Annotated in this window: 24 protein-coding genes; 9 read left to right on the top strand and 15 right to left on the bottom strand. The window is 61.1% G+C overall.

Translation table 11 applies throughout. The features are described from left to right. Positions 1-81: 81 nt before the first annotated feature. Positions 82-1,512 carry a type VI secretion system Vgr family protein gene (locus tag AF70_RS02110; RefSeq protein WP_028941223.1) on the bottom strand — a complete coding sequence of 477 codons (1,431 nt, stop codon included), beginning with the start codon at positions 1,510-1,512 and terminating at the stop codon, positions 82-84. Positions 1,513-1,743: 231 nt separating this feature from the next. Between AF70_RS02110 and AF70_RS02115 the strand changes: the two genes are divergently transcribed. Further along, positions 1,744-2,448 carry a YebC/PmpR family DNA-binding transcriptional regulator gene (locus AF70_RS02115; RefSeq protein WP_007940960.1) on the top strand — a complete coding sequence of 235 codons (705 nt, stop codon included), beginning with the start codon at positions 1,744-1,746 and terminating at the stop codon, positions 2,446-2,448. A gap of 152 nt (positions 2,449-2,600) precedes the next feature. Here AF70_RS02115 and AF70_RS02120 read toward each other — a convergent pair whose 3' ends face one another. The 9 genes from AF70_RS02120 to AF70_RS02160 all read right to left on the bottom strand — a co-directional run bounded on the left by AF70_RS02120 (position 2,601) and on the right by AF70_RS02160 (position 11,846). Further along, positions 2,601-3,902 (bottom strand): leucine-rich repeat-containing protein kinase family protein, encoded by a 1,302-nt coding sequence (locus tag AF70_RS02120; protein WP_028941224.1) that lies wholly within the window; start codon positions 3,900-3,902, stop codon positions 2,601-2,603. 81 nt (positions 3,903-3,983) lie between these two features. Next, positions 3,984-5,111 carry a cell division protein ZapE gene (gene zapE, locus AF70_RS02125; protein ID WP_028941225.1) on the bottom strand — a complete coding sequence of 376 codons (1,128 nt, stop codon included), beginning with the start codon at positions 5,109-5,111 and terminating at the stop codon, positions 3,984-3,986. A gap of 215 nt (positions 5,112-5,326) precedes the next feature. Next, positions 5,327-6,373 (bottom strand): ABC transporter substrate-binding protein, encoded by a 1,047-nt coding sequence (locus AF70_RS02130; protein WP_019580022.1) that lies wholly within the window; start codon positions 6,371-6,373, stop codon positions 5,327-5,329. A gap of 18 nt (positions 6,374-6,391) precedes the next feature. Further along, a complete protein-coding gene (locus tag AF70_RS02135) occupies positions 6,392-7,507 on the bottom strand; it encodes an FAD-binding oxidoreductase (RefSeq protein WP_019580023.1) in 1,116 nt (371 codons plus the stop codon). Further along, entirely contained in the window at positions 7,504-8,859 is a 1,356-nt protein-coding gene (locus AF70_RS02140) for an NAD(P)/FAD-dependent oxidoreductase (protein WP_028941226.1), read from the bottom strand. The genes AF70_RS02135 and AF70_RS02140 overlap by 4 nt, the downstream gene beginning before the upstream one ends. Then, a complete protein-coding gene (locus AF70_RS02145) occupies positions 8,856-9,146 on the bottom strand; it encodes a (2Fe-2S)-binding protein (protein WP_018925441.1) in 291 nt (96 codons plus the stop codon). Before AF70_RS02145 ends, AF70_RS02140 begins: the two co-directional genes overlap by 4 nt. Before the next feature lie 7 nt (positions 9,147-9,153). Continuing rightward, a complete protein-coding gene (locus tag AF70_RS02150) occupies positions 9,154-9,948 on the bottom strand; it encodes an ABC transporter permease (protein WP_019580025.1) in 795 nt (264 codons plus the stop codon). 6 nt (positions 9,949-9,954) lie between these two features. Further along, entirely contained in the window at positions 9,955-10,824 is an 870-nt protein-coding gene (locus tag AF70_RS02155) for an ABC transporter permease (RefSeq protein ID WP_018925443.1), read from the bottom strand. Then, on the bottom strand, positions 10,821-11,846 hold the full coding sequence (locus AF70_RS02160) for an ABC transporter ATP-binding protein (RefSeq protein ID WP_019580026.1): 1,026 nt from the start codon (positions 11,844-11,846) through the stop codon (positions 10,821-10,823). The genes AF70_RS02155 and AF70_RS02160 overlap by 4 nt, the downstream gene beginning before the upstream one ends. 243 nt (positions 11,847-12,089) lie before the next feature. On the opposite strand from AF70_RS02160, the gene AF70_RS02165 reads away from it, so the two are divergent. Continuing rightward, entirely contained in the window at positions 12,090-12,926 is an 837-nt protein-coding gene (locus AF70_RS02165; protein WP_028941227.1) for an IclR family transcriptional regulator, read from the top strand. A 12-nt stretch (positions 12,927-12,938) separates the two neighbouring features. On the opposite strand, the gene AF70_RS02170 is transcribed toward AF70_RS02165, so the two are convergent. Both AF70_RS02170 and AF70_RS02175 read right to left on the bottom strand, forming a co-directional pair. Then, the gene (locus AF70_RS02170; protein ID WP_019580028.1) at positions 12,939-13,691 is read right to left on the bottom strand and encodes an anti-sigma factor; all 753 of its coding nucleotides are present in this window, start codon (positions 13,689-13,691) and stop codon (positions 12,939-12,941) included. Continuing rightward, the gene (locus tag AF70_RS02175; RefSeq protein WP_019648429.1) at positions 13,688-14,194 is read right to left on the bottom strand and encodes an RNA polymerase sigma factor; all 507 of its coding nucleotides are present in this window, start codon (positions 14,192-14,194) and stop codon (positions 13,688-13,690) included. The genes AF70_RS02170 and AF70_RS02175 overlap by 4 nt, the downstream gene beginning before the upstream one ends. 295 nt (positions 14,195-14,489) lie before the next feature. Here AF70_RS02175 and AF70_RS02180 point away from each other — a divergent pair, with 295 nt between their 5' ends. From AF70_RS02180 to AF70_RS02200, 5 genes are all read left to right on the top strand, one after another. Further along, positions 14,490-16,052 (top strand): amino acid adenylation domain-containing protein, encoded by a 1,563-nt coding sequence (locus tag AF70_RS02180; RefSeq protein ID WP_032831194.1) that lies wholly within the window; start codon positions 14,490-14,492, stop codon positions 16,050-16,052. After that, positions 16,049-17,383, top strand: a complete 1,335-nt coding sequence (locus AF70_RS02185; protein ID WP_028941229.1) for a membrane protein — start codon at positions 16,049-16,051, stop codon at positions 17,381-17,383. Before AF70_RS02180 ends, AF70_RS02185 begins: the two co-directional genes overlap by 4 nt. 57 nt (positions 17,384-17,440) lie before the next feature. Then, positions 17,441-18,205: an enoyl-CoA hydratase-related protein gene (locus tag AF70_RS02190; RefSeq protein WP_028941230.1), complete on the top strand. Its 765-nt coding sequence runs from the start codon at positions 17,441-17,443 to the stop codon at positions 18,203-18,205. A 122-nt stretch (positions 18,206-18,327) separates the two neighbouring features. Continuing rightward, a complete protein-coding gene (locus tag AF70_RS02195; RefSeq protein WP_028941231.1) occupies positions 18,328-19,419 on the top strand; it encodes a catalase family peroxidase in 1,092 nt (363 codons plus the stop codon). Then, positions 19,416-19,961 (top strand): cytochrome b, encoded by a 546-nt coding sequence (locus AF70_RS02200; protein WP_018925452.1) that lies wholly within the window; start codon positions 19,416-19,418, stop codon positions 19,959-19,961. Before AF70_RS02195 ends, AF70_RS02200 begins: the two co-directional genes overlap by 4 nt. On the opposite strand, the gene AF70_RS02205 is transcribed toward AF70_RS02200, so the two are convergent. After that, complete coding sequence (locus AF70_RS02205; protein ID WP_019580035.1) at positions 19,854-21,185, bottom strand: MFS transporter; 1,332 nt, start codon at positions 21,183-21,185, stop codon at positions 19,854-19,856. The genes AF70_RS02200 and AF70_RS02205 overlap by 108 nt on opposite strands. A gap of 96 nt (positions 21,186-21,281) precedes the next feature. Between AF70_RS02205 and AF70_RS02210 the strand changes: the two genes are divergently transcribed. Then, positions 21,282-21,728 (top strand): helix-turn-helix domain-containing protein, encoded by a 447-nt coding sequence (locus tag AF70_RS02210; RefSeq protein ID WP_028941232.1) that lies wholly within the window; start codon positions 21,282-21,284, stop codon positions 21,726-21,728. A gap of 62 nt (positions 21,729-21,790) precedes the next feature. Here the strand turns inward: AF70_RS02210 and AF70_RS02215 are convergent, their stop codons facing one another. After that, positions 21,791-22,942, bottom strand: coding sequence for a M14-type cytosolic carboxypeptidase (locus AF70_RS02215; protein ID WP_028941233.1), 1,152 nt, complete (start codon positions 22,940-22,942; stop codon positions 21,791-21,793). A 485-nt stretch (positions 22,943-23,427) separates the two neighbouring features. Beyond that, complete coding sequence (locus tag AF70_RS02220; RefSeq protein WP_019580038.1) at positions 23,428-23,769, bottom strand: DUF6124 family protein; 342 nt, start codon at positions 23,767-23,769, stop codon at positions 23,428-23,430. Between the two features lie 129 nt (positions 23,770-23,898). Between AF70_RS02220 and AF70_RS02225 the strand changes: the two genes are divergently transcribed. Then, positions 23,899-24,564 carry a LexA family transcriptional regulator gene (locus tag AF70_RS02225; protein WP_019580039.1) on the top strand — a complete coding sequence of 222 codons (666 nt, stop codon included), beginning with the start codon at positions 23,899-23,901 and terminating at the stop codon, positions 24,562-24,564. Positions 24,565-24,598 lie beyond the last annotated feature (34 nt).

Below are 24,598 nucleotides of genomic sequence, written 5' to 3' on the forward strand. Positions count from 1 at the left end.
GCAAGCCACGCTCCCACAGGTTTTGCGTCGTACACAAGGTTGGCGGCCAGCATAAATTCCTGTGGGAGCGGCCCGGTAAAATCACGGCATGGGATCCGAGCGGTTGATCAGCCAATCGAGCAGTAGATGCGCATCGCGGCGTGGTTCGGGAGCGGGCCGGGAAGGCTGGAGGTGGCTCATGCCGGCACACAACACCGGCCGGTCCGGGTCGCTGTCGAGAAAACTGACCAACACTTCGGTGCCGGCCATGGGCAGCCTGGACGGATCGATCCGACCGTCCGGTGCTGCGAGGGCGACCGGTAGCCAGAGTCCAACGGACTCATCCGCCTCGAACCCCGGTTTCGGCCACAAGCAGACCTGTATTCGGCCTTGCTCATCGAGTGCCGGCGGTTGCCCGACGGGGCCCAGCACCCGGGCGGTCTGATAGCCCGGGATGCTCGGCCTGACCTGTTTGAGCGTCGGCCTGAATACCGTTGACCAGGGAATGGCGGTGAAACGATTGCTGTAGCGCCGGGCCATGTCATGGCCGGGCTTGTCCTCGGCGAGAATCGACGGCTGCAGCCCCTGGTGCTGGATGTCGGTGAGCAGCCACTGATCGTTGAAGCTCGAGAGCGGGTGCTGCGCCACTTGCACGATTCGTCCGCTGCGCAGCTCGTTCAGGGTGCTTTGGCCGTGGATCTGCCGATGCTGGCAACGCAGGCGTTCCAGCGTGCGGCGGCCCAGCTGTTCGCGATGAAGCTGTTCGGGCGCAAGTCTTGCCGTAACCGGGCCCGTTCCGGCGAGCGGGTGGTTGGCCGCGCCGTCGCCAATCACCTGCGCGCCGCGGTTTCTGGCATCCCATTGTGCCGGGGCGGGGGCCGGGTCATGGCGCTGGAACAGTTCGCTGATCGCCGGCAAGAGCGGGTCGTTGAGCACGTCGGTATGGAACGGCATCAGCAGCGGTTCCTGCGGGAAACTCAGGCTGTCGTCGGCCAGAACCAGCAGGTGCCCGTCGGGCTGATGCTCGAAGTGGAAGTGGATGCCTTCTTCTTCACACAGCCGCTGCATGAAGGCCAGATCGCTCTCATCGTACTGAATGCAAAAGGGCCGCAGCGGGTAGTGGCCGCAGGTCAGGTCGAAGCGATAGCTATGCTCGGGCAGCCGATGCTTCTCCAGTAACTGACGCATGATCGCCGGCACGCTGAGACGATGAAATACCCGACGCGAGCTGTGCAACTGAAGTCGTTGCAGATGGGGCGCCAGCACCAGTGAGTAGCCGACCCGATACGGGCCGCGATGTTCGCGGCTGACGCTGTGGATCACGCCATGAATGCCCTGATCAGCCGACAGCCTCAGGAACGCTGGTTGTTGCAGCAACCGGTGCAGGTTCATCGCCGGTGCGAGGCCGATCACCTCGATGTCGAATCGATAGGGCTGGTTGAGGCCTTCGCGCCCATTGAACTGCAACACCTGCAAACTCAGACCACCGTCGAGGAGTGTCAAGGTGTAGGGACTTTCCTTGTCGTTGTGCATCGAATGCGCTTCTGCCATGGAGAACGGGCGCAGAGGGTACGAAACCACAGCCCTGAAGCGTCACCGCAAATCGACTTTTCAGAATTGCCCTACAAACACTGTTGAAGATGTCGATCGGTCATCGGCTGAAGATGTTGGAATTTTTGGTCGATTGGCATCTTTAGGCCGTATAAACTTGCGCTACGCGTCGGCCAATAGATGTCTCGGCGCCACAGATCAAGAGAGTGAGTAATGGGCGCACAGTGGAAGGTTAAACACAAAGAAGCGGCAGCCAACGCCAAGGGCAAGATCTTCGGCAAACTGGTGAAGGAAATCACCATTGCTGCGCGCAACGGTGCCGATACCGCCACCAACGCACACCTGCGTCTGGTGGTCGAACAGGCGAAAAAAGCCTCGATGCCTCGCGAAACCCTGGAACGCGCGATCAAGAAAGGCTCCGGCCAGCTCGGCGAAACCGTGCAATACCATCGCGTGACGTATGAAGGGTTCGCACCGCATCAGGTGCCGCTGATCGTTGAATGCGTGACTGACAACATCAACCGCACCGTCGCTGAAATCCGCGTCGCGTTCCGCAAGGGCCAGTTGGGCGCTTCCGGTTCGGTGGCTTGGGACTTCAACCACGTCGGTATGATCGAGGCGTCCCCGGACAGCCCTGACGCCGATCCGGAAATGGCCGCGATCGAAGCCGGCGCCCAGGATTTCGAACCGGGCGAAGACGGCGCGACGCTGTTCCTGACCGACCCTGCGGACCTGGATGCGGTACAGAAAGCGCTGCCGGAGCAAGGCTTCACCGTGTTGTCGGCCAAGTTGGGTTATCAGCCGAAGAACCCGGTGAGCGGCTTGAGCGACGAGCAGATGGCAGAAGTCGAAGCGTTCCTCGAAGGCCTCGATAACCACGATGACGTGCAGGACATGTTTGTCGGGTTGGCGGGTTAAGCGGTTCTGACCGTTGTGATTTAACCTGTGGTGAGGGCTTGCTTGTGGCGAGGGGGCTTGCCCCCGTTGGGTTGCGAAGCGACCCCAAAAGCGACGGCTGCTGCGCAACCGAACGGGGGCAAGCCCCCTCGCCACAGTTCTATCTTTGCGGGTCAGGATCCATTCAACTCCCGCACCACCTCACTGAACCCCGGCCGCGCCAACACATCCGGCTGACAGCAGCGCTGCTGTAAATCCTCTAACGCGACCCGCTGTTCAGCGCTCAACCCTGAGTCGATCCGCTCCAGCAATTCTCCCAGCAAAATCCCGAACGCCCGTACCTCGATCCGTTGCAGCGCGCGGCTTTCAAGGCTGTCCGAGGTGGCATGGAAAGATGCCGCGCCAAAATCCCCCAACAGACAATCGCCATGCTCGTTCCACAGAATGTTGTGGCCATAGAGGTCGCCGTGGGTGATGCCTTGGCGGTGCAGGTGTTCGGCCACCGAGGCGATGCCACTGGCGATGCGCATTGCCACGCCGGCGCTGAACCGGGTGTCGTCGGCATAGATGTCACGGGAGCAGGACGCCAGGCTCGGCAGGCTGGCCAGGTTGCGGTAGCTCGGATCGATCAGTTGCATCACCAGCCCGGCCTGCGCCTGCGGATGCCCGACGATCCGCCCTTCGACCCGGATCAGGTTGGGGTGGATGCCGGCAGTGATGCAGGCGTTCATTTCGTGCAACGGCGAGCCGTCGCTGGTCATTTCGCCTTTGTAGAGTTTTACCGCGACCTGTTTTGTCTGCTCCCACAACGCCTGATGAATGACCCCCGACGCGCCTTCGCCGAGTTTCTGCTCCAGGCTCAGCTCGGACCAGGGAATGCTCGTCGTGGCTTCAAGTGCCGCCGCATCGGCTTCGGTTTCCAATGGGTTGCCGGCGTAGGCCAGCCAGGTCAAGCTCGGCAGGGTCAGTAGCCATTCGGGAAGCTCGCTGAGCTGATTGGCGGCAATGCGGATCAGCTCAAGTCGATGACACTGGCTCAGGCTCTCGGGCAAGCGCTGTAAGCGGTTGCCGGCGAGCATGAGTTTTTGCAGGTGCGGGCGCTCGCCCAGCTCGGTTGGCAAATCCGTGATGCGGTTGTCGGTCAGGATCAGCCAGCGCAACAGCGGCGGCAGGGCGGCGGCCGGCACGTGTTCGATGGTGTTGGCCTTGAAACCGATCATCGTCAGTGCCGTACACTGGCCGAGGCAGGCGGGCAGTTCGGTGAACTGATTGTCCGAGCAGAACAGCACGCGCAAACGGGTCAGGCGGTGCAGATCGTCCGGCAGGCTGCGCAAGGCGTTGCCGCTGAGGTTGAGCACTTCCAGCGAGTCCGCCAGGTCGAATATTTCCCGGGGGAATTCGGTCAGGCCACAGACCAGGTCCAGGCGGGTGATACCCGACAATTGGCCGGCGCGCAGTTGTGCGAGGGTGTGCATAGGCAGGTTCGCTATTGATCTGAAGGAAGGCGCGGGGGCCTGGAAATGGGCGACATGATAGCGGGAAAGTGGTGGTGGCTGTCAGGCGAGTTCCCTGACCTCCAGCAACTGCCCCAGCCGGCTGCGCGTGCGCGCCAGGTCGATGGCATCGCCATCCAGGCATTCGCGCAATGACTGGTGGCCGAGCAGAATCAGGTGTTTGTCCTGGTCGTACAAGACGTCGATCAGGTTGATGAAGCGTTGCTGGGCGGCGATTGAACAGTCGGCGAGGCTGGGCAGTTTGTCGATGATCCAGCGGTCGAAGCGCCGACACAGTTCCAGGTAGTCCATGACGGCGGTGGGGTGTTCGCACAGGTCGGCGAAGGTGAAGCCGATGGTTCGCCCTTCGCAGTATCGGGCATGAAGGTGCCGTGTCCCGACGGGCAGTCGAATGGGCGGTGCGTCGTGTTCGAGCAGGTGCAGCGCCTGACGTTGGGTCACCGTGGCCGGCCAGACGTACTGGCCCTGGGTAAACAGCTGCTGCGCATGGGGTCGCGCCTGACTGCGGTAATCATGGGGGCCGCCGACTTCCATCACCTGCATGCGCGTGTTGATCAGGTCGATCACCGGTTTGAAACGAGCGTGGTAGAGCGGGTTGGGCAGTAAACCTTCCGGCGGGTAGTTTGAGGTCACCAGCAGCAGAATCCCCCGGCGAAACAGCGCCTTGAACAGCCGGGTGATGAGCATCGCATCGCCGATGTCATGCACATGGAATTCATCGAAACACAGCACCCGGCAGTCTTGCAGCAGTTCGTCGAGGGTGGTTGCCAGCGCATCGGGCTGATCGCGATGGCTGAACATGCCCTGGTGCAATTGCGCAAAAAACTCATGGAAGTGCAGGCGCTGTTTTGCCGTGACGGGGATGGCCTGGAAAAATCCGTCGAGCAGCCAGCTCTTGCCGCGCCCGACCGCACCATGGAGGTAAAGCCCGGGGAGTGGCGCCGATGACCCCGGCAGCGCCGATGCGTGCTGCGCCATGCAGTCGATCACGCGCAACTGGCTGTGGCTGAGGGTGTAGCCCTGAACATGGGCCTTGTGGCGGAAGTAGTCGTGGATCACCCGGCCTTGCGCGCTGCCACTGGTTGGCGCCGCGAATGCCTTGCCGAAAAAACGGCGTAGCGCGGACCAGCGTGGTGTGAGTTGCGGACGGTTGGGCGGTCGTACGGCCACTGTGATGTCACCCCGTAATCTTCAGGCCGGCTCCCCCTGAGCCGCGGCGGCGTAGTTTAACCAAGTGGGTAATTTCCCTTCCACTGCTGCCGATAAAATCTGTAGGAGCGAGGCTTGCCCGCTAAGAACGATGATGCGGTGATACGAAAAAACGCGGTGCATTCTTCGCGGGCAAGCCTCGCTCCTACAGGATTTCGATCTTTTGATCTTCGAGGTTAACGCTCGATACTGCGATTCCACCGATCATTCCATGCCGGGCGCTGTTCGTTGACCTGATCCCAATCGATGGCAATCGCTGTCTCCAGATAGCGCTTCATCGCCTCGACCTGACCGCGGGTCTTGTCGGTGGTTGGCGTATTCGGGTTCGACGGAATCTGATCGCCGTCTTCAAGCGCCGCAGCCTGTGCTTCAGGTGTCAGCAAGAAGGCTGCGAGTTTCTGCGCCAGTTCCGGTTGGGTGTTGTTGGCGATGGCGCATTCGGCCACGTTGAGCACCACCGAGCCTTCCTTCGGCTGCGCATATTCCACCGGCATGCCCTTGAGTTTCAGCGCGGTGACCTGGGTCGGGGTCAGCGGGAACAGCGCCGCTTCGTCGGTCTGGAGCATTTCGGAGATTTTCGCCGAGCTCGGAATGTACTCCAGCACGTTGCGCCCGACGGTGTTCGGCCAGGCCTTGAACCCCGGTTCGACGTTGGTTTCGCTACCGCCCTGAATCCGGTTGAACATCAGGAAACCGTGCAGGCCGAAGGTCGAGGAGGCCATCGACTGGAACACAACCTTGTCCTTGTATCGAGGATCGGCCATGTCCATCCAGGAGGTTGGCGCGTTCCAGCCTTTTTCCTTGAACAGCCGCGTGTTGTACGCCAACCCGGTAACGCCGAGGCTGACCGCCACCGCTTGATCCTTGATGCGGCCCTTGGGCGGAATCTGCGCCAGGGTCGGGCTGTCTTCGAGTTTGTCGCACAAGCCCATGGCGATGGCGCGGTACATGATGCCGTCGTCGAGGAACATCACGTGCAATTGCGGGTTGCCTTTGCTGGCCTGGACCTTGGCCAGAATATCGGCCGAGGTCCCCGGCACGATCACCACTTTGACGTTATTGGCTTTCTCGAAAGCCGGCAGCACCTTGTCGGCGTAGAGCCGCTCCATGGTCCCGCCGTTCATGCCCAGGTAAAGCGTCGGCTCGGCGTGGGCCTGAGTGACCGTGAGCAGGGCGCTCATGCAGGACAAACCGAGCAGTGCAGTGCGTTTGAGGTTATTCATTGGCGCGACCTTCCTCTATCAAGCTACGGAGATGGAGTGAAACCGGGTGATGGAAAACGCATCCAGCGGCGTCTTTGACGCGCCGCTACAGATGATCTCGGTGAGCGCCTGGCCCACCGCAGGCCCGATCTGAAAGCCCGCGCCGGCAAAGCCGAATGCGTGCAACAGACCGGGTTGCGTGCTGCTGTGACCGATCACCGGTTGGCGGTCGGGTAAATAACCTTCGGTGCCGCTCCAGGTACGAATCGCCTGGGCGCCTTCAAGAAACGGGTAGAGCTCGACGGCCTGACGCAGGATCTCGATCACCGCGCTCTGACCAGGCCGGGCGCGGGCACCATCAAGGGCAAAGCCCTGACCGCCGCCCAACACACAATTGCCCCGCGCGACCTGACGGGCATAGATGCCGCCGCCTTCGACGCCGGTGCTGGCATTCATCACCAGCGGCAACGGCTCGGTGACCAGCATCGCCGGGTGTCCGGCGTGCATCGGCACCGCTTCACCGAATTGCGCGGCAAGGTTGCCGGCCCAGGCGCCGGCGCAGTTCAGCAGCCAGGGGGCGCGCAGTTCGAGGCCGGTTTGAGTGCTGACGCGAAAGCGCTGACCATCGTGTTCCACCGCCGTGACTGCGCATTGCTCATGCACCTGCGCGCCATGCCGACGTGCCGCTTGGGCAAACGCCGGAGACACCAGGCGCGGGTTGGCGTGGCCATCGTCCGGGCACAGCGAAGCACCGACCGCGACGTCTCCGACCCACGGAAAACGTGCGCGCAACTCACTGCGGTCGAACAGTTGCAAATCGAGGCCGAACCCCTGGCTGCTGGCGGCGTAATCCTGCAACGCTCGTAAATCGTTGAGACTGCGGGCGAGTTTCAAGTGACCGCTGCGCTGGTACTCGCCGTCGATGCCGATCAGTTGTGGCAACTGTCCCCAGATTTCATGGGCCCGTTGCGACAACGGCAATTGCGACAACGGCCGGCCCTGACGACGCACGCCGCCATAGTTCACGCCACTGGAATGCGAGCCGCAAAAGTCCCGCTCCAGCAGCGCCACGCGTCGGCCAGCCTTGCTCAGAAACAGGGCGGCGGAAGCCCCGACAATGCCACCGCCAATGATGACTGCCTCGACTTCGATCATGGCTCGACCTCCAGACCGAACGGCAAGGGTTTGATCGGTGCCTGAGCCCGCAACCGACCGATTTCGGCTACGGAACGCTGACTTTCGCAGGCAATGATTTCCGCGGCGGCGGCCCCGCACATCCGGCCCTGACAGCGACCCATGCCGACCCGGCAATGGGCCTTGACCCGGTTGATCTCCCAATGACCTTCGCGCACCACCTGGCGGATGTCGCCGGCGCGTACTTCTTCGCAGCGACAGATCATCAGGTCATCCGCAGCGTCAGCGGCCCAGCTTTCGGGGAAGGCAAAGGCACGCTCAAGGCCCTGGCGGAATCTGCCGATATCTTTCAGCGACTGTTCCAGCTGGGTGGCACGTTGCGGCGGGAGCAGGTGACCGCTGTCTTCGAGCAAGGCGAGGGCTGCCCGTTCACCGGCCATTTCCGCCGCGTCGGCACCCATGATGCCGGCGCCGTCGCCAGCCAGGTACACCTCGGCGACACTGCTGCGCCCGGCACTGTCGCGCTGTGGCAGCCAGGCGCGGTTGAGCGGGTTCCAGGTGAATTCGCAGCCCAGCAGGTCGGCGAGTTGGGTTTCGCTGCGCAGACCATGGGCGAAGGCGACAGCGTCGCAGTCGATTCGATGTTGGCCTTTTGCGTTGCGCCAGATCAGCGATTGCACACGCTGTTGGCCATCGATGCCTGACAGGCTGGCGCCTTGATGCACCGGGATGCTGTGGGCGGTCAGCCAGGTACGGTAATAGAGGCCTTTGGCGAGGGTAGCCGGTTGCGACAACAGACCGGGCAGGGCACGAGCCTGAGCGCTGAACGGCGAACTGTCGAGCACCGCGACCACGTTGGCACCGGCCTTGGCGTATTGATACGCCACCAGGTACAGCAACGGTCCGCTGCCGGCGAACACCACGCGTTCACCAATGGCACAGCCCTGAAACTTCAAGGCGATCTGCGCCGCGCCGAGGCTGTACACCCCCGGCAACGTCCAGCCCGGCACCGGCAGAATCCGGTCGGTGGCGCCTGTGGCGACAATCACCCGGGAGAACGCCACGCGTGCGGCGTGACCCTCGTGCAAGGTGTCGAGTGCGTTGGCCTCGGCGTTCCACACCAGCGTGTCGGGGCGGTAATCGAGTTGTTCACGCAGTGCGTCGATGGTTCGATGCAGCGCGTTGGCCTTGGGGGCTTCGAAGCCATACAACTTGACGGGCGAGCGCTTGAAGTTCACCGGCTGCCGCCGATAAATCTGCCCGCCACCGCGTGCGGCTTCGTCCAGCAGAACCGGGCGCACGCCATGCGCCACCAGCGTCTGCGCCGCACGAATCCCGGCAGGGCCGGCGCCGATGATCACCACAGCGTTCATACCGAGCGCCCCGGTTCGCGGCTGACCTGCTGGCCGGCCTCAAGCTGCGTCGAACACGCCCGCACCCGGCGGCCATCGCCCAGGCGTACCCAGCAGTCCTGGCAGGCGCCCATCAGGCAGAAGCCGGCGCGGGGTTCGGCGCTGAAGTCGCTGCCGCGCAGGTGTTCGCTGCAGGTCAGCACGGCGGTCAGCAGGGTGTCGCCGAGCAAGCCACTGGCAGGCACGCCGTCGAGGGTAAAGTCCAGGGCCGGGCGGTCGCCTTCGGCCAGTCGTTTCAGCAGAGCCATGGCGCCCTCATTGTTTACCCACCAGAACCCGATCCAGGCCGTAGACCCGATCGAGCAGAATCATCGTCAGCGCGGTCAGCGCGATCACCAGGGCCGACACCGCCGCCATCATCGGATCGATGGATTCGGTGGCGTACACGTACATGCGCACTGGCAAGGTTTGCGTGGCCGGCGAGGTGACGAAGATCGACAACGTGACCTCGTCAAAACTGTTGATGAACGCCAGCAGCCAGCCACCGGCGACCCCCGGCAGAATCATCGGCAAGGTGATTTGCCGGAACAGCGTGAAGCGTCCGGCACCCAAGGATTGCGCGGCGTGTTCGGCGCTGCGGTCCAGGCCGATGGCCGACGCCAATACCAGTCGCAACACATACGGCGTGATTACCAGCACATGCGCGAAGATCAGCCAGGCGAAGCTGCCGTTGACGCCCATCAGCGCGAACAGGCGCAGCAACGCCACCCCCAGCACCAGGTGCGGAATGATGATCGGCGACAGGAACAGGGCGTTGAAAAAGTCCCGTCCGGGGAACTCGAAGCGGGTGATCGCCAGCGCCGCCGGCACCGCAATCAGCGTCGCCAGACTGGCCGCGCTGAAGGCCAGGATCAGGCTGTTGTAGAACGCATCGACAAAGTCCGCGCGTTCGAACACGGCGCGGAACCAGCGCAGGGAGAAATCCGTGGTCGGCAGGCTCAGGGTGTTTTCCGGGGTGAAGGCGACGAGGCACACCACCACCAGCGGCGCGAGCATGAACAGCACCACCAGGGCATGGAACAGCAGGGCGAAAGGACCGTTTCTGGACATGACGAATTATCCCAATGACTTCTTGTAGCGGCCTTCGATCATCCGGTTCCACGACAGCATGATCAGCAGGTTGAGCAACAGCAGAGCCACGGCAATCGCGGCGCCCATCGGCCAGTTCAGCTCCGACAGGTACTGGTCGTAGATCAGCGTGGCGACCATCTTCAGCCGGCGTCCGCCGAGCAGGCCGGGAATGGCGAAGGAACTGGCCGCGAGGCCGAACACGATCAAGGTGCCGGAGAGCACGCCGGGCATGACCTGCGGCAACACCACTTTGCGTATCACCGTGAAGTGGCTGGCGCCCAGTGACAGCGCAGCCTGCTCGGCGGCCGGGTCGAGTTTTTGCAGCGAGGTCCAGACCGGAATGATCATGAACGGCAGCATCACGTGGACCAGCGCGATCACCACTGCGAACGGCGTGTAGAGCAGCTTCATCGGCGAGCCACCGAAGGCTTGCAAGGTCTGGTTGACCAGCCCGTCGGCGCCCAGCAACAGGCTCCAGCCGAACGCCCGCACCACCACCGAAATCAGCAGCGGCGTGAGGATCAAAATCAGGAAAATCGAACGCCACGGTGCGCCCATGCGACTGAGGATGTAGGCCTCGGGCACGCCGATCAGTACGCAGAGCAGGGTGGTCAGGGCGCTGATCCACATCGTGCGCAGAAAGATCTCGTAGAAGTACCGGTCGCCCAGCAGGCTGCTGTAGTGGGCGAAGGTGTAGGCGTCGCTGTTGATCCCCGAGCTGTAGTCGAAGACGTTCAACGACAACACCAGCGTCAGCAGCAGCGGGATCGCCAGCAGGCCGACGTACAACGCCAGGGCCGGCGCCGACAACACATACCCTTGGCGTCCTTGACGGATGGCGGCGAGCGTATTCATGCCGACACCTCGTCGACACTCAGCACCCGCAGCAGTGCCGCGTCCCAGTCGAGGCCGACCGCCGTGCCTTCGGCCAGTGGCGCCGAGCCGTCGTTGCGACGCACCACGCAGAGTTCGCCCAGGGTCGTCGTTACGCCGTACAGCCATTGGCTGCCGAGGAAGAAGCGGCTGGCGATCTTGCCTTGCAGACGGCCATGGCCTTTTTCCCGCAGATCGATTTTCTCCGGGCGCAGGCTTAACGTCAGATCGCCGTTGCCGGTGTTGCACACCTGAACCACACCGGCGCCATCTCGCTCACCGGGCAGCAGATTGGCTTTGCCGACGAACCCGGAAATGAACTCGGTGCGGGGGTGTTCGTAGAGGGTGTAAGGCGCGTCGATCTGAGTGATGCGCCCGGCCTGCATCACCACTACCCGATCACTGATCGACAGCGCTTCGGACTGGTCGTGGGTGACCATCAGCGTGGTGATCCCGACTTCGCGCTGGATGCGGCGGATTTCGAACTGCATCTCTTCGCGCAAATTGGCGTCGAGGTTGGACAGCGGTTCGTCGAGCAGCAACACCGGCGGCTCGATCACCAACGCCCGGGCCAGAGCAACACGCTGGCGCTGGCCGCCGGAAAGCTCCCGTGGATAACGCTCGGCGTGCTGGTGCAGGCGAACCAGTTTCAGCACCCGATCCACCCGTTGCTGCAATTCACCGTTGGGTACTTTGCGCATGCGCAGGCCGAAGGCGACGTTGTCTTGCACGGTCATGTGCGGGAACAGCGCGTAACTCTGGAACACCACGCCCAGGCCACGGCTGGCGGGTTTGGCGTGGGTGATGTCGCGACCGTCCAGCACAATGCGTCCGCTGCTGACTTCAACGAAGCCGGCGATCATTTGCAGGGTGGTGGTTTTGCCGCAGCCGGAAGGGCCGAGCAGTGAGACGAACTCGCCTTTTTCCACCGACAGGTTGGTGGCGACGACCGCGTCGATCTCGCCATATCGTTTGCCGAGGTTTTCAAGTTGCACGAAGGCCATGACTGCGCTCCACCTGAGATTGTTATGCGTCGCCAACGGCGCGCTTTTTTGTATGGGCAGATACGAAAAGATGTTGCGGGGGGTGTTGGCGCTCGACGTGTGTCGGCTGCCGTTGTTGTTCGAATCGCCCCTGTATGGACGCAGAGTAGGACGAAGAATAGGATGGGCTCAATAACCTATTTCACTGAAGCGATGACTATTTTCAGTTTTATTCAGTGAGTAAATTTATTGATGAGAAATCAAATGTCAGATTCCACTGATCGGAATGAAATCAAAAATGAAGTCGGTGTCGGTGCGGTCTCGAGACTGTTTGCGGTGTTGCGCAGTCTGGGTGACACCGTCGAGGGCGGCGAACGCGTGACGCAACTGGCGCAGCGCATCGGTTTGTCGCAACCGACTACCCATCGCTTGCTGCGCAGCCTGATGGACGAGGGCATGGTCGAACAGGACGCCCGCAGCAAACGCTATCGCCTGAGCCTGGAGTTTTTTGCCTTGGCGGCCCGCGCCGGCAATACCAACAACCTGCGCGAACTGGCGCGGCCGGCATTGCTGCGGTTATCGGCATCGTTGGGCGATTCGCTGTTTTTGCTGGCGCGCAGTGGCTTTGATGCAATCTGTCTGGACCGCAGCGAAGGGCCGTTTCCGATCCGCACATTTACCGGTGACATCGGCGGGCGGGTGGCGCTTGGTGTGGGGCAGGGCAGCCTGGCGATTCTGGCATTCCTGCCGCAAGAGGAACGCGACACGGTGATTCACTACAACTTGCCGCGGCTCAAGGATTTCCACCTGTACGACGAAGTGTTCCTGCGCTCGGAAGTCGAGAATGTGCGCGCGCTCGGGTACGCCGGGCGCAACACCGGCGTGTTGCAGGGCATGGCCGGCGTGGCAGTGCCGATCCTCGATCGCGACGGCCGGGCGGTGGCGGCGTTGAGCGTGGCCACGATCAGTGATCGCCTGGGGCCGGATCGTTTGCCGACCGTGGTGGAAATGCTCAAGCGCGAAGCCGCGTTGATCGGGCCGCGGATCAATCCGTTCGACCCGCTGTTGCGCAGGCCTTCGCAGGTGTTTGGGCAGGGGTGACCACAACCCGGATCAGAACTTCAGTGTCTGCTTGAGCATCTGCGCCGCCGGTGTGTCACTCGGGCTGACCATCGCGTAGTTGTACCCGGCATCCGACCAATACTCGGCCTGCAGTTCGCCGTCGCTGCGGCTGCCGCGGGGCAGGAGGAAGTTTTTCGGTCCCGGCGGACGGACGTAAAAGCTGACTTTGTGGCCGCCCTGATCTTCGTAAACCACCATCGCTGCCGGCCCTTGTTCGGTACTGAGTAAACGGCCGCTGACCGGTTTGTAGCCAGCCCCCGCCAAGTTCGGCAGGCGATGGGCCTGGCTGAAATAGCGGTCGAGCCAGCCTTGCATATCGCCATCGTCGCTGACTTGGTAATCCGCCGGCAGGATGCCTTGCTGGGCAATCAGTCGGTAGGCCTGCATCGCATCGGCCATCGGCAGTGGGGGGCTGACCAGAGTCATCTGCCGCGCGTGCCAACCGCCCAATCCGCCGACGCTGACCGCAATCAACAACACCGCGGCACTGGCCAGATGACGGCGAGACTGGCGTTTGAGGCGCTGGCGAATCAGCGCCGGGTCAAGTTGCGGGTTGGCCGGTTGCTGCAAGGCGCCGCTCAGGGCTGCGCGCAATTGCTGGGCGTCCTGCTGCCAGGCGCGCACTTGCGCGGCCACCTCGGCATTGCTGGCCAGATAAGTGTCCACCTGATGTCGGTCGGCATCGCTGAGTTGGTGATCGACGTAGGCGTGCAGGTCACGCTCGCTGGGCGGCATGCTGATCATTTGAGTCTCCGCAGGGAAGGGCGGGTGATTTCGCCGTCGCTGAGCTGGCGCAAGGCCTGGCGCGCGCGGGACAGGCGCGACATTACGGTGCCGGTGGGGACGTCGAGAATCTCGGCGACCTCCTTGTAACTTAAGCCTTCCACCGATACCCAGAGCAGCAATGCGCGCTGTTCGGTGCTGAGCTGATCGAAGGCTTGCAGGGTCGACTGGGCGATTACCGTGCGTTCTACCGAAGGCTGCGCATCGTCGCGCCCGGTAAAGAATTCGAGCATCCGCGCATACCGCCGGGAGCGGCGGTGGGCGTCGAGAAACTGCCGATAAAGAATCGAAAACAGCCAGGCCCGCAGGTCGCCCTCCGGACGTTTAGCGCTCCAATTCGACAGCGCTCGTTCCAGGCTTGCCTGCACCAGATCGTCGGCGCTGCTGGGGTTGCGCGTCAGCGATACGGCGAAGCGCCGCAGCCTGGGAATGATTTCACGCAATTGTCCGTCGATGTTGTTCATGGAAATGGCGTGTTCTCTGGCTGTGATGAATGGCACTGACAAGAAGGACGCCGGCCACCGTGGTTTATTCCTTTGTCGGGGAAAACCATTACTTATTTGTGTAGGAGATTTCTGAGGGGTTTGTAATCCATGTAATGGCATCGAACTTCGCGGCTCAACCCATGCAGCAAGCTCAGGCAGTCAGCCCAGCCTCTCACCAGGTTGCGCAGAACCACCCGTGCTTGAACGTGAATATTGAGCCTGAAGAGAATTTTTTAACATGCAAGAGTGCAAAATTTCCCTTGAGTCGGCATCGATGTGTTCGCTGCTTCCGGACAACAACACCCATGACGTGTGGCCGCGGTTCGGTCGTGGGCCGACGGTTGAGCCTGAGTATCTTCTGATCCATCACGCCATCGAGGCGCAAGCCGCCGCCAGACCTCAGGGCATTGCCGCCCATTGTGAGGGCGAAACCATCACCTATGGTGAACTGAACCGGCAGGCCAACCGACTGGCCACGCTGTTGCGTCAGCAGGGCGTCGCCCCGGGCGATCACGTGGCCTTGTTTGTGGAGCGTTCGATCCCGATGCTGGCGGGAATGTTGGCCGCATTGAAAGTGGGTGCTGCCTACATCCCTCAGCACGTAGGGATTACTCCCACTGCGCAATTGCGCCACATCATGGACGTGGCCTCGACGCGGGTGGTGCTGACACTGTCGAGCCTCGAGTCGCGAATTCCCCTGACGTCGCAGCAACACTGCATTTGCCTCGATGAGTTCATGGAGGTTGCGTCAACACCCGCTGATGACCTGAATGTGGCCTGTTCGCTGTCATTGACCCCGGACCGGTTGTGTTTCGTGCTGTTTACCTCCGGCACCACCGGCCTGCCCAATGGGGTTCGGGTGACCCACCGCAATGTGTGCAATATTTTGCTGACAGCCCCTGGCAATCTCGGCATGCGGCCTGGGCTCAAGGTCGGACAGATACTTAACATCGCCTTTGACATGGCGGCCTGGGAAATACTCGGGTGTCTGGCTCATGGTGCGACCTTGATGATCCGTGGCAAGGACATCGCCCAGACGGCCGAACAATGCGATGTGCTGATCGCTACGCCTTCGATACTCGGCACACTCGATCCATTGCGGTGTCAGCAAGTCAAGGTCGTGGCCCTTGCCGGGGAGCCATGTCCGCAGCCCCTGGCTGATCGCTGGTCCTCGTTCTGCACTTTTTACAATGCCTGCGGCCCGACCGAAACCACGATCGTCAACACCATGCAGCATTACAGGGGCGCAGGTGCATTGACGATCGGCAAACCCACGCCCAACAACACGGTGTACGTGCTGGATGAGGCGGGCCAGCTCTGTCAGGCGGGTGAGCAAGGTGAGATGTGGGCTGGCGGCGACTGTGTGACCGCCGGTTATTTGAGTAACCCGACGCTGACCGCCGAACGCTATCGGCCGGATCCGTTTCTGGGGCAGGGCCGGATGATGTTTCGCACACGTGATCTGGGGCGCTGGACAGCGAACGGCGAACTTGAACACCTGGGACGTGTCGATGATCAGGTCAAGGTCAGAGGGTTTCGGGTGGAGCTCGACTCTGTTTCTGCGGCTCTGGAGTCATCTGATCGCTGCGAGCGGGCGGTCACGTTGAAACTCGACAGTCGCCATCTGGTGGCCTTCGTCTATCCCGTTACCACGGACATCGATGATGCAAGACGGCGCTGTGAAGAGCGGCTTGCCTATTATTGCGTCCCTTCGCTGATTCTCGCCGTGGAGCACATTCCGCTGACCTCACGCGGCAAGGTCGACAAACGTTTGCTGCTGGAGTGGGCGATGACGCACCAGGTCGACGCGACGACCCGGCAAGGGGTGAGCGCATGAAGGGGGGCAATCCGGATACCGCACTGCCGGTCAAGCGCGTGCTGTGGCGGCGATTGGGGACGTTGCCGATATTTTCGCATTACAACCGCCTCGTAGCGCTGGTGCTTGCACTCAATATCGCGGCACTGGCGCATGGGTTGACCGCCGGGCAGTGGTGGACATCCACGGGGATAGTCCTTGAGGCGCTGTCGGGATTGGTGGTGGCGAATCTGTCGCTGGCAATTTTGATTCGCCAGCAATACATCATCAATCTGCTGTTCTGGCTGGCAACCCGGGCGCCCACTTCCTGGCCGCTTGCGATACGCCGCTCACTGGCCAAGGTTTACCACTTCGGCGGCTTGCACAGTGGCGGGGCGCTGGCGGCGATTGGCTGGTTCGCGGTGTTGATCGGCTCCCTGGCCTGGCATTGGACTGAAAGCTTGGGCGGCGTTTCCCTGGCGCTGCTCGGGGTGAGCACCGGGTTGCTGGGGATCTTGCTGCTGGTGGCCGTCATGGCTCACCCGCGGATTCGCGGGCGTTTTCACAACGGCTTCGAGCGAATGCACCGCTTTGGTGGGTGGACCGCACTTGCCCTGTTCTGGGTATGGAGCGTTCTGTTTACCCGGGACCAGAACCCGCAGGCCTCCGTGAGCGAGGCGCTGTCGACGTCGGTGGCATTCTGGATGCTGATTGTGCTGACGTTCAGCATCGCCTTGCCATGGTTTCGTCTGCGCAAAGTGCCGGTGCAACTGATCAGGCCTTCTTCTCATGCGGTAATAGCCCGTTTTGACCATGTCACGCCGTTTGCCGGCTCCTCCAACGCCATCAGTCTCAACCCGCTGATGGAGTGGCATTCCTTTGCCAATATTCCCGCACCGGGTGAAGCGAGTTTTCGCCTGATCATTTCCCGGGCAGGTGATTGGACCGGCGAGTTCATCGAGCAAATGCCGACGCATGTCTGGGTCAAAGGCATTACCACCGCTGGCGTGGCGCACATCGAAACCCTGTTCAAATCGGTGGTGTACATCGCCACGGGCAGCGGCATCGGCCCGGTGTTGCCCCATTTGTTGGCCGGGCAAGTACCGATACGGCTGGTTTGGTCGACCCGCAGCCCGCGAAAAACTTACGGTGACGAACTGGTGGAAGAGATCCTGCGGGCCAATCCTGATGCCTTGATCTGGGACACCGATGTGCTCGGCAAGCCAGACCTTGTGCAACTGGCTTATGACGCGGTTCGCTCGTTCGGTGCCGAGGCGGTGATCTGCATTTCGAACCAGACGCTCACCCAGCGAGTGGTTGAGGAAATGGAGGGGCGGGGCATTCCGGCGTATGGCGCAATCTGGGATTCCTGAAGTGTGCCAAGAGCGTTTTTTCATTCAAACATTTCACATCTATTTAATGAGATCACCATGCACACATTGATCGAACGTCATGATCGAGTCGTATTGATTCGTCTTAATCGCCCGCAGGCCAGGAATGCTTTGAGTTCGGCCCTGATGCGCGAACTGCTGGACACGTTGCAACGGTTGGACCGTGACCCCGGAGTCGGCTGTTTCGTGATCACCGGGACAGCGGATTTTTTTGCGGCTGGCGCCGACATCAAGGAGATGTACGAAAAATCTTACCTGGACATGGTCCATGAGGATTATTTCGCCAATTGGGAAGCCTTTGCCGCGTTGCGTACGCCCAAGCTGGCCGCTGTTGCCGGTTATGCATACGGTGGCGGCTGTGAGTTGGCCATGATGTGCGATCTGATCTTTGCTGCGGATAACGCTCGTTTTGGCCAACCGGAAATCAGGTTGGGGGTGATGCCTGGAATGGGCGGGACCCAACGTCTCACGCGCCTGATCGGCAAGTCGAAGGCCATGGACATGATTTTGACCGGACGCTCGATGTCGGCCGAAGAGGCCGAGCGGGCAGGATTGGTGTCGCGGGTCATCGTTGCCAGCGATCTGCTGGAGCAATCCTTGGCCGCAGCGCAGATCATTGCCGGTTTCGCCAAAACCGCCACACTCGCTGCGCGCGAGTCAGTGGACCGGGCGCTGGAGTCAGGGCTGCGTGAGGGCCTTCTTTTTGAGCGAAGAGTGTTTCATGGTTTGTTTGCCACGCAGGGGCAACAGGAAGGTATGCAGGCTTTTTTGCAGAAGCGTGAGCCGAGTTTTAACCCGGTTTGACCAACCTTGAGGATTCGTCGCTAGCGGTGCTTTGAAAGAAACTACAGTTCAGGGGGAATAATCCTACGTGACGTTCGTCTCATAGCTCTTTCCCCCTGTGGCCTACGGCCCCGGAGACTTTCATGGTTGATCGCTCATCTACAACAGGGCCGTCTCGGCCGCCCCTGAGCACCGCGAGCCTGACGTTGCGCCTGACCGGCATTGCCGTGGTGGTCGCCGCGCTGGCCGGGGCTTTTGCCTACGTCAACGGCACACTCGACCCACAGCGCCTGACGCCGAAAGCGTTGATCAATGTGCTGGAGAAAAACAACGGCGTGCACCCGGGGTTCCGTCGTAACCACGCCAAAGGGGTGTGCGTGATCGGGCATTTCGAGAGCAGCGGCCAGGTGCGCGAGTATTCCAGCGCCCAAGTGTTCAATGAAGCGCGGACCCCGGTGGTCGGGCGTTTCGCGCTGCCTGCCGGCAACCCTTACGCACCGGACAACAGCGTACCGATCCGCAGCCTGGCGTTGCGCTTTACCCAGGCCAACGGTCAGCAGTGGCGCACCGGGATGAACAGCATGCCGGTGTTCCCGGTGGGCACGCCCGAGGCGTTCTATCAGCTGCAACAGGCGCAGTCACCGGACCCGGCCACCGGCAAACCGAATCCTGCGGCAGTGCCGGCGTTCTTCGGTTCTCACCCGGAAGCCGCGCCGTTTCTTGCCTGGATCAAGACTGCCAAACCTTCTGCCAGTTATGCGACCGAGACGTATAACAGCGTCAATGCGTTTTACCTGGTGAACGCAGCGGGGCAGCGGCAAGCGGTGCGTTGGAGCATGACCCCGGTTGCTCAGGATGCGGCGGGCGCGATGGCACCGGAGGGCGCTGACTTTCTGGAGAAGGATCTGGTTCAGCGTTTGTCCGCCGGACCGCTGCGTTGGCAGTTGAACATCACCCTGGCGAACCCCGGGGACCCGGTCAACGATGCGAGCAAGACCTGGTCCGGTGACCGAAAAGTTGTGAACGCCGGCACGCTGGTGCTTGAAAGTACCCAGCCACAACTCAATGGCGAGTGCCGCGACATCAACTACGACCCACTGGTATTGCCCAGCGGTATCGAAGGTTCCGACGACCCGTTGCTCGCCGCTCGTTCAGCGGGCTATGCCAATTCCTATCTGCGTCGCACCAGCGAAGTGAATCAGTTGCCCAACGCCAAGCAGGAGGCTCATCAATGAGCGCTCAACCGAACCATTTCGCTCCCCTGGCGCGGCTGCTGCATTGGCTGATGGCGCTGATGATCATCGCGATGCTGTTCATCGGCGCCGGCATGGTGGCCTCGGTGTCCGAGCGTCACGAGTGGCTGATCCACCTGCACAAACCGTTGGGCATCGCCATTCTGCTGTTGGTGGTCGTGCGTCTGGCCGTGCGTTTTTCGACCCGGCAACCACCGCTGCCGGCGGACTTGCCGGGTTGGCAAGTGCTCGCGGCGAAGGCTTCGCATGTCTTGCTGTACGCCTTGATGCTGATTTTGCCGCTGCTGGGCTGGGCGATGATATCGGCGGCTGGCGATCCGGTGATGCTCAGCAGCTCGTTGCAACTGCCGTCGATCCTGCCGGCGAATGCGCAGGTGTTTGCATTCCTGCGCAAAGCACATAGGTATCTGGCGTATCTACTGTTCCTGACCGTGCTGCTGCACCTGGCGGCGGCGTTGTTTCACGGTTGGGTGCGCCGCGATGAGGTGCTGGACAGCATGTTGCGGGGCAGGGACCGTGGGTGAGTCGGGGGACTGCCGATAACTGTGGCGAGGGGGCTTGCCCCAGGTGTTGGGTGTTTTGGCGGCGAGCGTCAGCCACCAATAGATCAACGCTACGGCGTTGATGCCCGCACCCAGCCAGCACACCGCGATCCAGCCGCCCCAGGCATACATCGCCGTCGAACCGATAGAGCCCAAGGCGCTGCCGATCGAATAGAACAGCATATAGCCGGCGGTGAGTCGGCTTTGCGCTTCGGGGCGCACGCTGTAGATCATGCTCTGGCTGGTGACATGAACGGCCTGCAAACCCAGATCCAGCGTAATCACCCCGAGCAGCAGCGCCCACAGCGAGGATTGAGTGAGGGCGATGGGCAGCCATGAGGCGAGCATCAGCAACAACGACAGTCCGCTGGTCCATTGACCCAGGCCACGATCGGCCAGATGTCCGGCGCGAGCAGCGGCCAGTGCGCCGGCAGCCCCGGCCAGCCCGAACAGTCCGATTTCGGTGTGGGACAGTGAAAGCGGCGGGGCGCTCAACGGCAATACCAAAGGGGTCCACAGCACCATGGCACTGGCGAACGTCAGCAGGGCAAGGATGGCCCGTTGACGCAACACCGGTTCTTCCTTGAACAACGTGAAGACTGAGCCGATCAGCGCGCCGTAAGCGCTATCCGGTCGCGCGTCTTCGTGCCTGGGCAGTACACGAAACAACAGCAGCGCCATCACCAGGGTCAACCCGGCGGACAGCAGATAAATCGAACGCCAACCAGCCAGGTCGGCCATGCCGCCGGCCACCGTTCGTGCCAATAGAATGCCGACGACAATGCCGCTGGTGATCACGCCTACCACACGTCCACGTTGCGCCGGGATGGCCAGCGTCGCGGCGTAGGCCACCAGGACTTGCGTCACGACCGCCAGTAACCCGGTCAGCGCCATGCCGAGCAACAGCCAGGTGCTGCTCGGCGCTAACGCGATCATCAACAAGGCCAGTGCCGACAACAGGGTTTGCAAGACGATCAATCGGCGACGGTTGAGCAGATCTCCCAGAGGGACCAGCAACAACAGGCCCACGCCATAACCGATCTGAGTGAGGGTGATGACGATACCGATGGTTGCCGGGTGCATGGCGAAGGCTTCGGCCATGGCATCGAGCAATGGTTGTGCGTAATACACATTGCCGACGGCCAGGCCGCAGGCGACGGCAAACAGCAGCACCACGGCACCGCTTAACGGGTGGTCAGGTCTCATCACAGGCTTCCTTGTGTGGTTTCAATATAAAACCAGTTGTACGGTAAGGAGTCTGGTTTTATATTGCAACCACATTGGTTGCCGGCGGACGCGGTCATGGTTAAACGTACAAGCATGCAAGGTGCCGAATGCCCGGTCGCCCGTTCACTGGATGCGATTGGGGATTGGTGGTCGCTATTGATCGTGCGCGATGCGTTCGATGGTCTGCGACGCTTCGGTGAGTTCCAGCGCAATCTGGGCATGGCCAAGAACATTCTTTCGGCACGCCTGCGCACATTAGTGGCCCACGGGATTTTCGATCTGGTGCCGGCGTCGGATGGCAGCGCGTATCAGGAATATGTGCTGACGGAGAAGGGCCAAGGCTTGTTCCCGTTAATCATCGGGTTGCGGCAGTGGGGCGAGGCGTTTTTCTATGAGGCGGGGGAGGCGCATTCGCAGGTTGTCGATCGTGAGAACGGTCGACCGGTGCGGCCGCTGGAATTGCGCGCCGAGGATGGGCGGCTGTTGGGGCCCCAGGATTGTGTGCGTATCCCGGCTGAGTAAAACATCAAAAAACCGCAGCCTTGCAGGAGCTGCGAAGGCTGCGATCTTTTGTCCAAGGGTGATCAGCGCAAGGTATCGACCATGTCGGCAATGGTCGTCAGCACATCCTTGCCCAACTGTTTCGAACGCTTGCCAGACCAGCCAGTCAGCGCATTCGGCGCGTCGTTGTTGTCCTTGAAGGGCATTTCAATGGTAAAGGACAGGCAATCGAACTTCTGACCGACGCTGTTGCAGGCCAGGGTCATGTTGGCTTTGCCCGGTTCGTCGCGGGTGTAGCCGTGTTTGGTCTGAAAGTCCTTGGTCAGGTGCTTCAGATGGCTGCGGAAGCGCTCTTCGAGTTTTTCGATCCGCGGTGTATAGCCGGGGTTGCCTTCGCAACCGGCGGTGAACACGTAGGGAATTTCTTCATCGCCATGGATGTCGAGGAACAGGTCGACGCCATACTTTTCCATTTGCTGCTGAACGAACAGCACTTCCGGGCTGATTTCCTGGCTGGCGTTCTGCCAGGCGCGATTCAGGTCCTGGCCCATTGCATTGGTGCGCAAATGACCGTGGAAGGCGCCGTCCGGGTTCATGTTCGGCACCAGGTACAGGTCGGCGCTGGCCAGGAGCTTATTCAGCACCGGGTCGTCGTGTTTCTCCAGACGCTCGATCACGCCTTCCATGAACCATTCGGCCATGTGTTCGCCAGGGTGTTGCTGGGCGATGATCCAGACCTTGCGCTGACCTTCGGCGCCAGTCCCTTTGCGCAACAGCTGGATGTCACGACCCTCAACGCTCTTGCCGGTGGCCAACAGTTCGGTGCCGGCCTTGGTCAGTGCCTGTTCGATCAGCCAGTCGTGACGGCCACGGCTGTAGGGTTCGAAGTAGGCGAACCAGGCATGTGTGGCAGTGGCTTCAAGGCTGAAACGCAGGCAGTCGCCTTCGAAGATGGTCGGCACCCGGAACCAGTTGACGTGGTCGTAGGACGCCACCGCCTGATAACCATCCCAGGCCTTGTTGTATGAGGACTTGCTGGCGTTGTTCAGACGAAACCAATGCTCCTGACCCACATGCAGGCCGCTGGCCTTGAAATGGAACCACTGGAAATGCTGGCTGCGAGTGTCTGGCCTGATGGCCAGCAATGCTTGCAGAGGATTGCTGATGTCCAGCACATCAATGTTGCCGCTGTCGAAGTTAGCGCTGATGTCGAAAGAAGATTTAGCCCCGGCCATAATCAATTCCTGAATACGATTTTTATGGCTGCTACTTTACACGCAAGAGGGGGAGAAACCGGGGGAAATTACGGGGGGGTAAAAGGGGGGCGTCCTCCTTGACGCCGATGCAGCTTAGAGACTGCGCAATTGATTCTCAAGTGCTATTTTTCGTTAGTTTGGCCCAGTGCTGCCGGGCTTCTCTTGGCAGTAGATATTCTTTTGATATCATCCGCGCCAATCGAATTTTGCAGCACCTACAGACTTCATTAGCCTGAAGCCAAAGCCAGCCTGACTGGCAAAAAAAAGACCCGGCAAAAAGCCGGGTCAAAAACCGTGATTAGCCTGATGAGGAGATAGTCCAGGAGTCCGACCTAAGGTCTCTTGGTCTATCGACTGATCTCGCGACCAGTTGGTGCAATAATAATCATTATCATTTGCAAGTCAAATGTTTCTACCTGCGCGATTGGAAAAATTTTCCTGTCCTCCTCCAATACGCTCCCGCCTCAATTGTTCTGATTGCCCTCCAGGGCCCGGTCGACCATCGCCTTGGCCATGTCGATCATGTGCACCGTCGAAAACGCCAGATCCCGGCTTGCGCCCTGCAGCTGGTTGGCTGACTCATGCGCGGTGGCAACGGCGCACCGCAGCAGGTCCGAAGCATGGACCAGCGCCTCTTCGCTGCTGATGTTACGGTTCACATCAAAGAAACGTTCTTCGCTGGCCGCTTCTGACACAGCTGGTTTCAAGTAATAGTCCAGTGCCCGCTGCGCGGCGGCAGAGCCTTTTGGCGAGGTGAGGCTGGTGTCGATTTGCATGTCGGGCAGGGTATTGCTGGGGATAGTCATGACGATGGCGAGCTCCGTGAGAAATTCAAATCCGTGAGCCCAGCTTAGTACGTACTGTATTTGTGTCTTCAGTTTTAATACTACAATTTGTGTTTTGATGGTCGGAGTACCCCACGTATCGTGCCGCACATGGATAAATGGATTGAATTGGTCAAGGCCAAAATGAGTGAACTCAAAGTCACTCAGGAAATACTCGCCGAGCGCATCGGGATGTCCCAGGGTGGCGTCGGCCACTGGCTCAATAAACGTCGTCAGCCCGGCATCGCAGAGATGAATCGTGTCTTGCGGGCGCTCGGCATGGACTATCTGGAAGTGGCGATGGTGATCAGGGAGCCGCTGCCCTCAGAGGATGAGGAGATCTGTCTGACGCAAAAGTACAACCCGTACTTCCGCTACCCGGTCAGTGACTGGCGGGAAACCGGGGAGGTGCGTGACGGAGAGCTATCGACCTACGGCACCTCGCTGGCTGTCAGCAAGCCACGTTTCGAGCTGTCCGATTACCACGCACAGGGCGCTGCGTTCTGGCTGGTGGTGGTCGGCGATGCGATGACCGCCCCTACGGGAGCGAGCATTGCCGAGGGCATGCTGATTCTGGTCGACCCGGCCATCGTGCCGGAGCCTGGCAAACTGGTGATCGCCCAATGGCCCGGCAGCGCCGAGGCGGTCTTTCGCAAGCTGATCGAAGAAGGCGGGCAGCGTTATCTGGTCCCGCTCAATCCGACCTATCCGAAAGCCCTTTACACCGAAGAATGCCGAATCATCGGCGTGGTGGTTCAGGCGACTGCCAAATTCTAATCAGATCGGTCCTCGCAACGCGTAGGACCGATCT

It is taken from the genome of Pseudomonas sp. KD5, assembly GCF_012932895.1.
Classification (GTDB): domain Bacteria; phylum Pseudomonadota; class Gammaproteobacteria; order Pseudomonadales; family Pseudomonadaceae; genus Aquipseudomonas.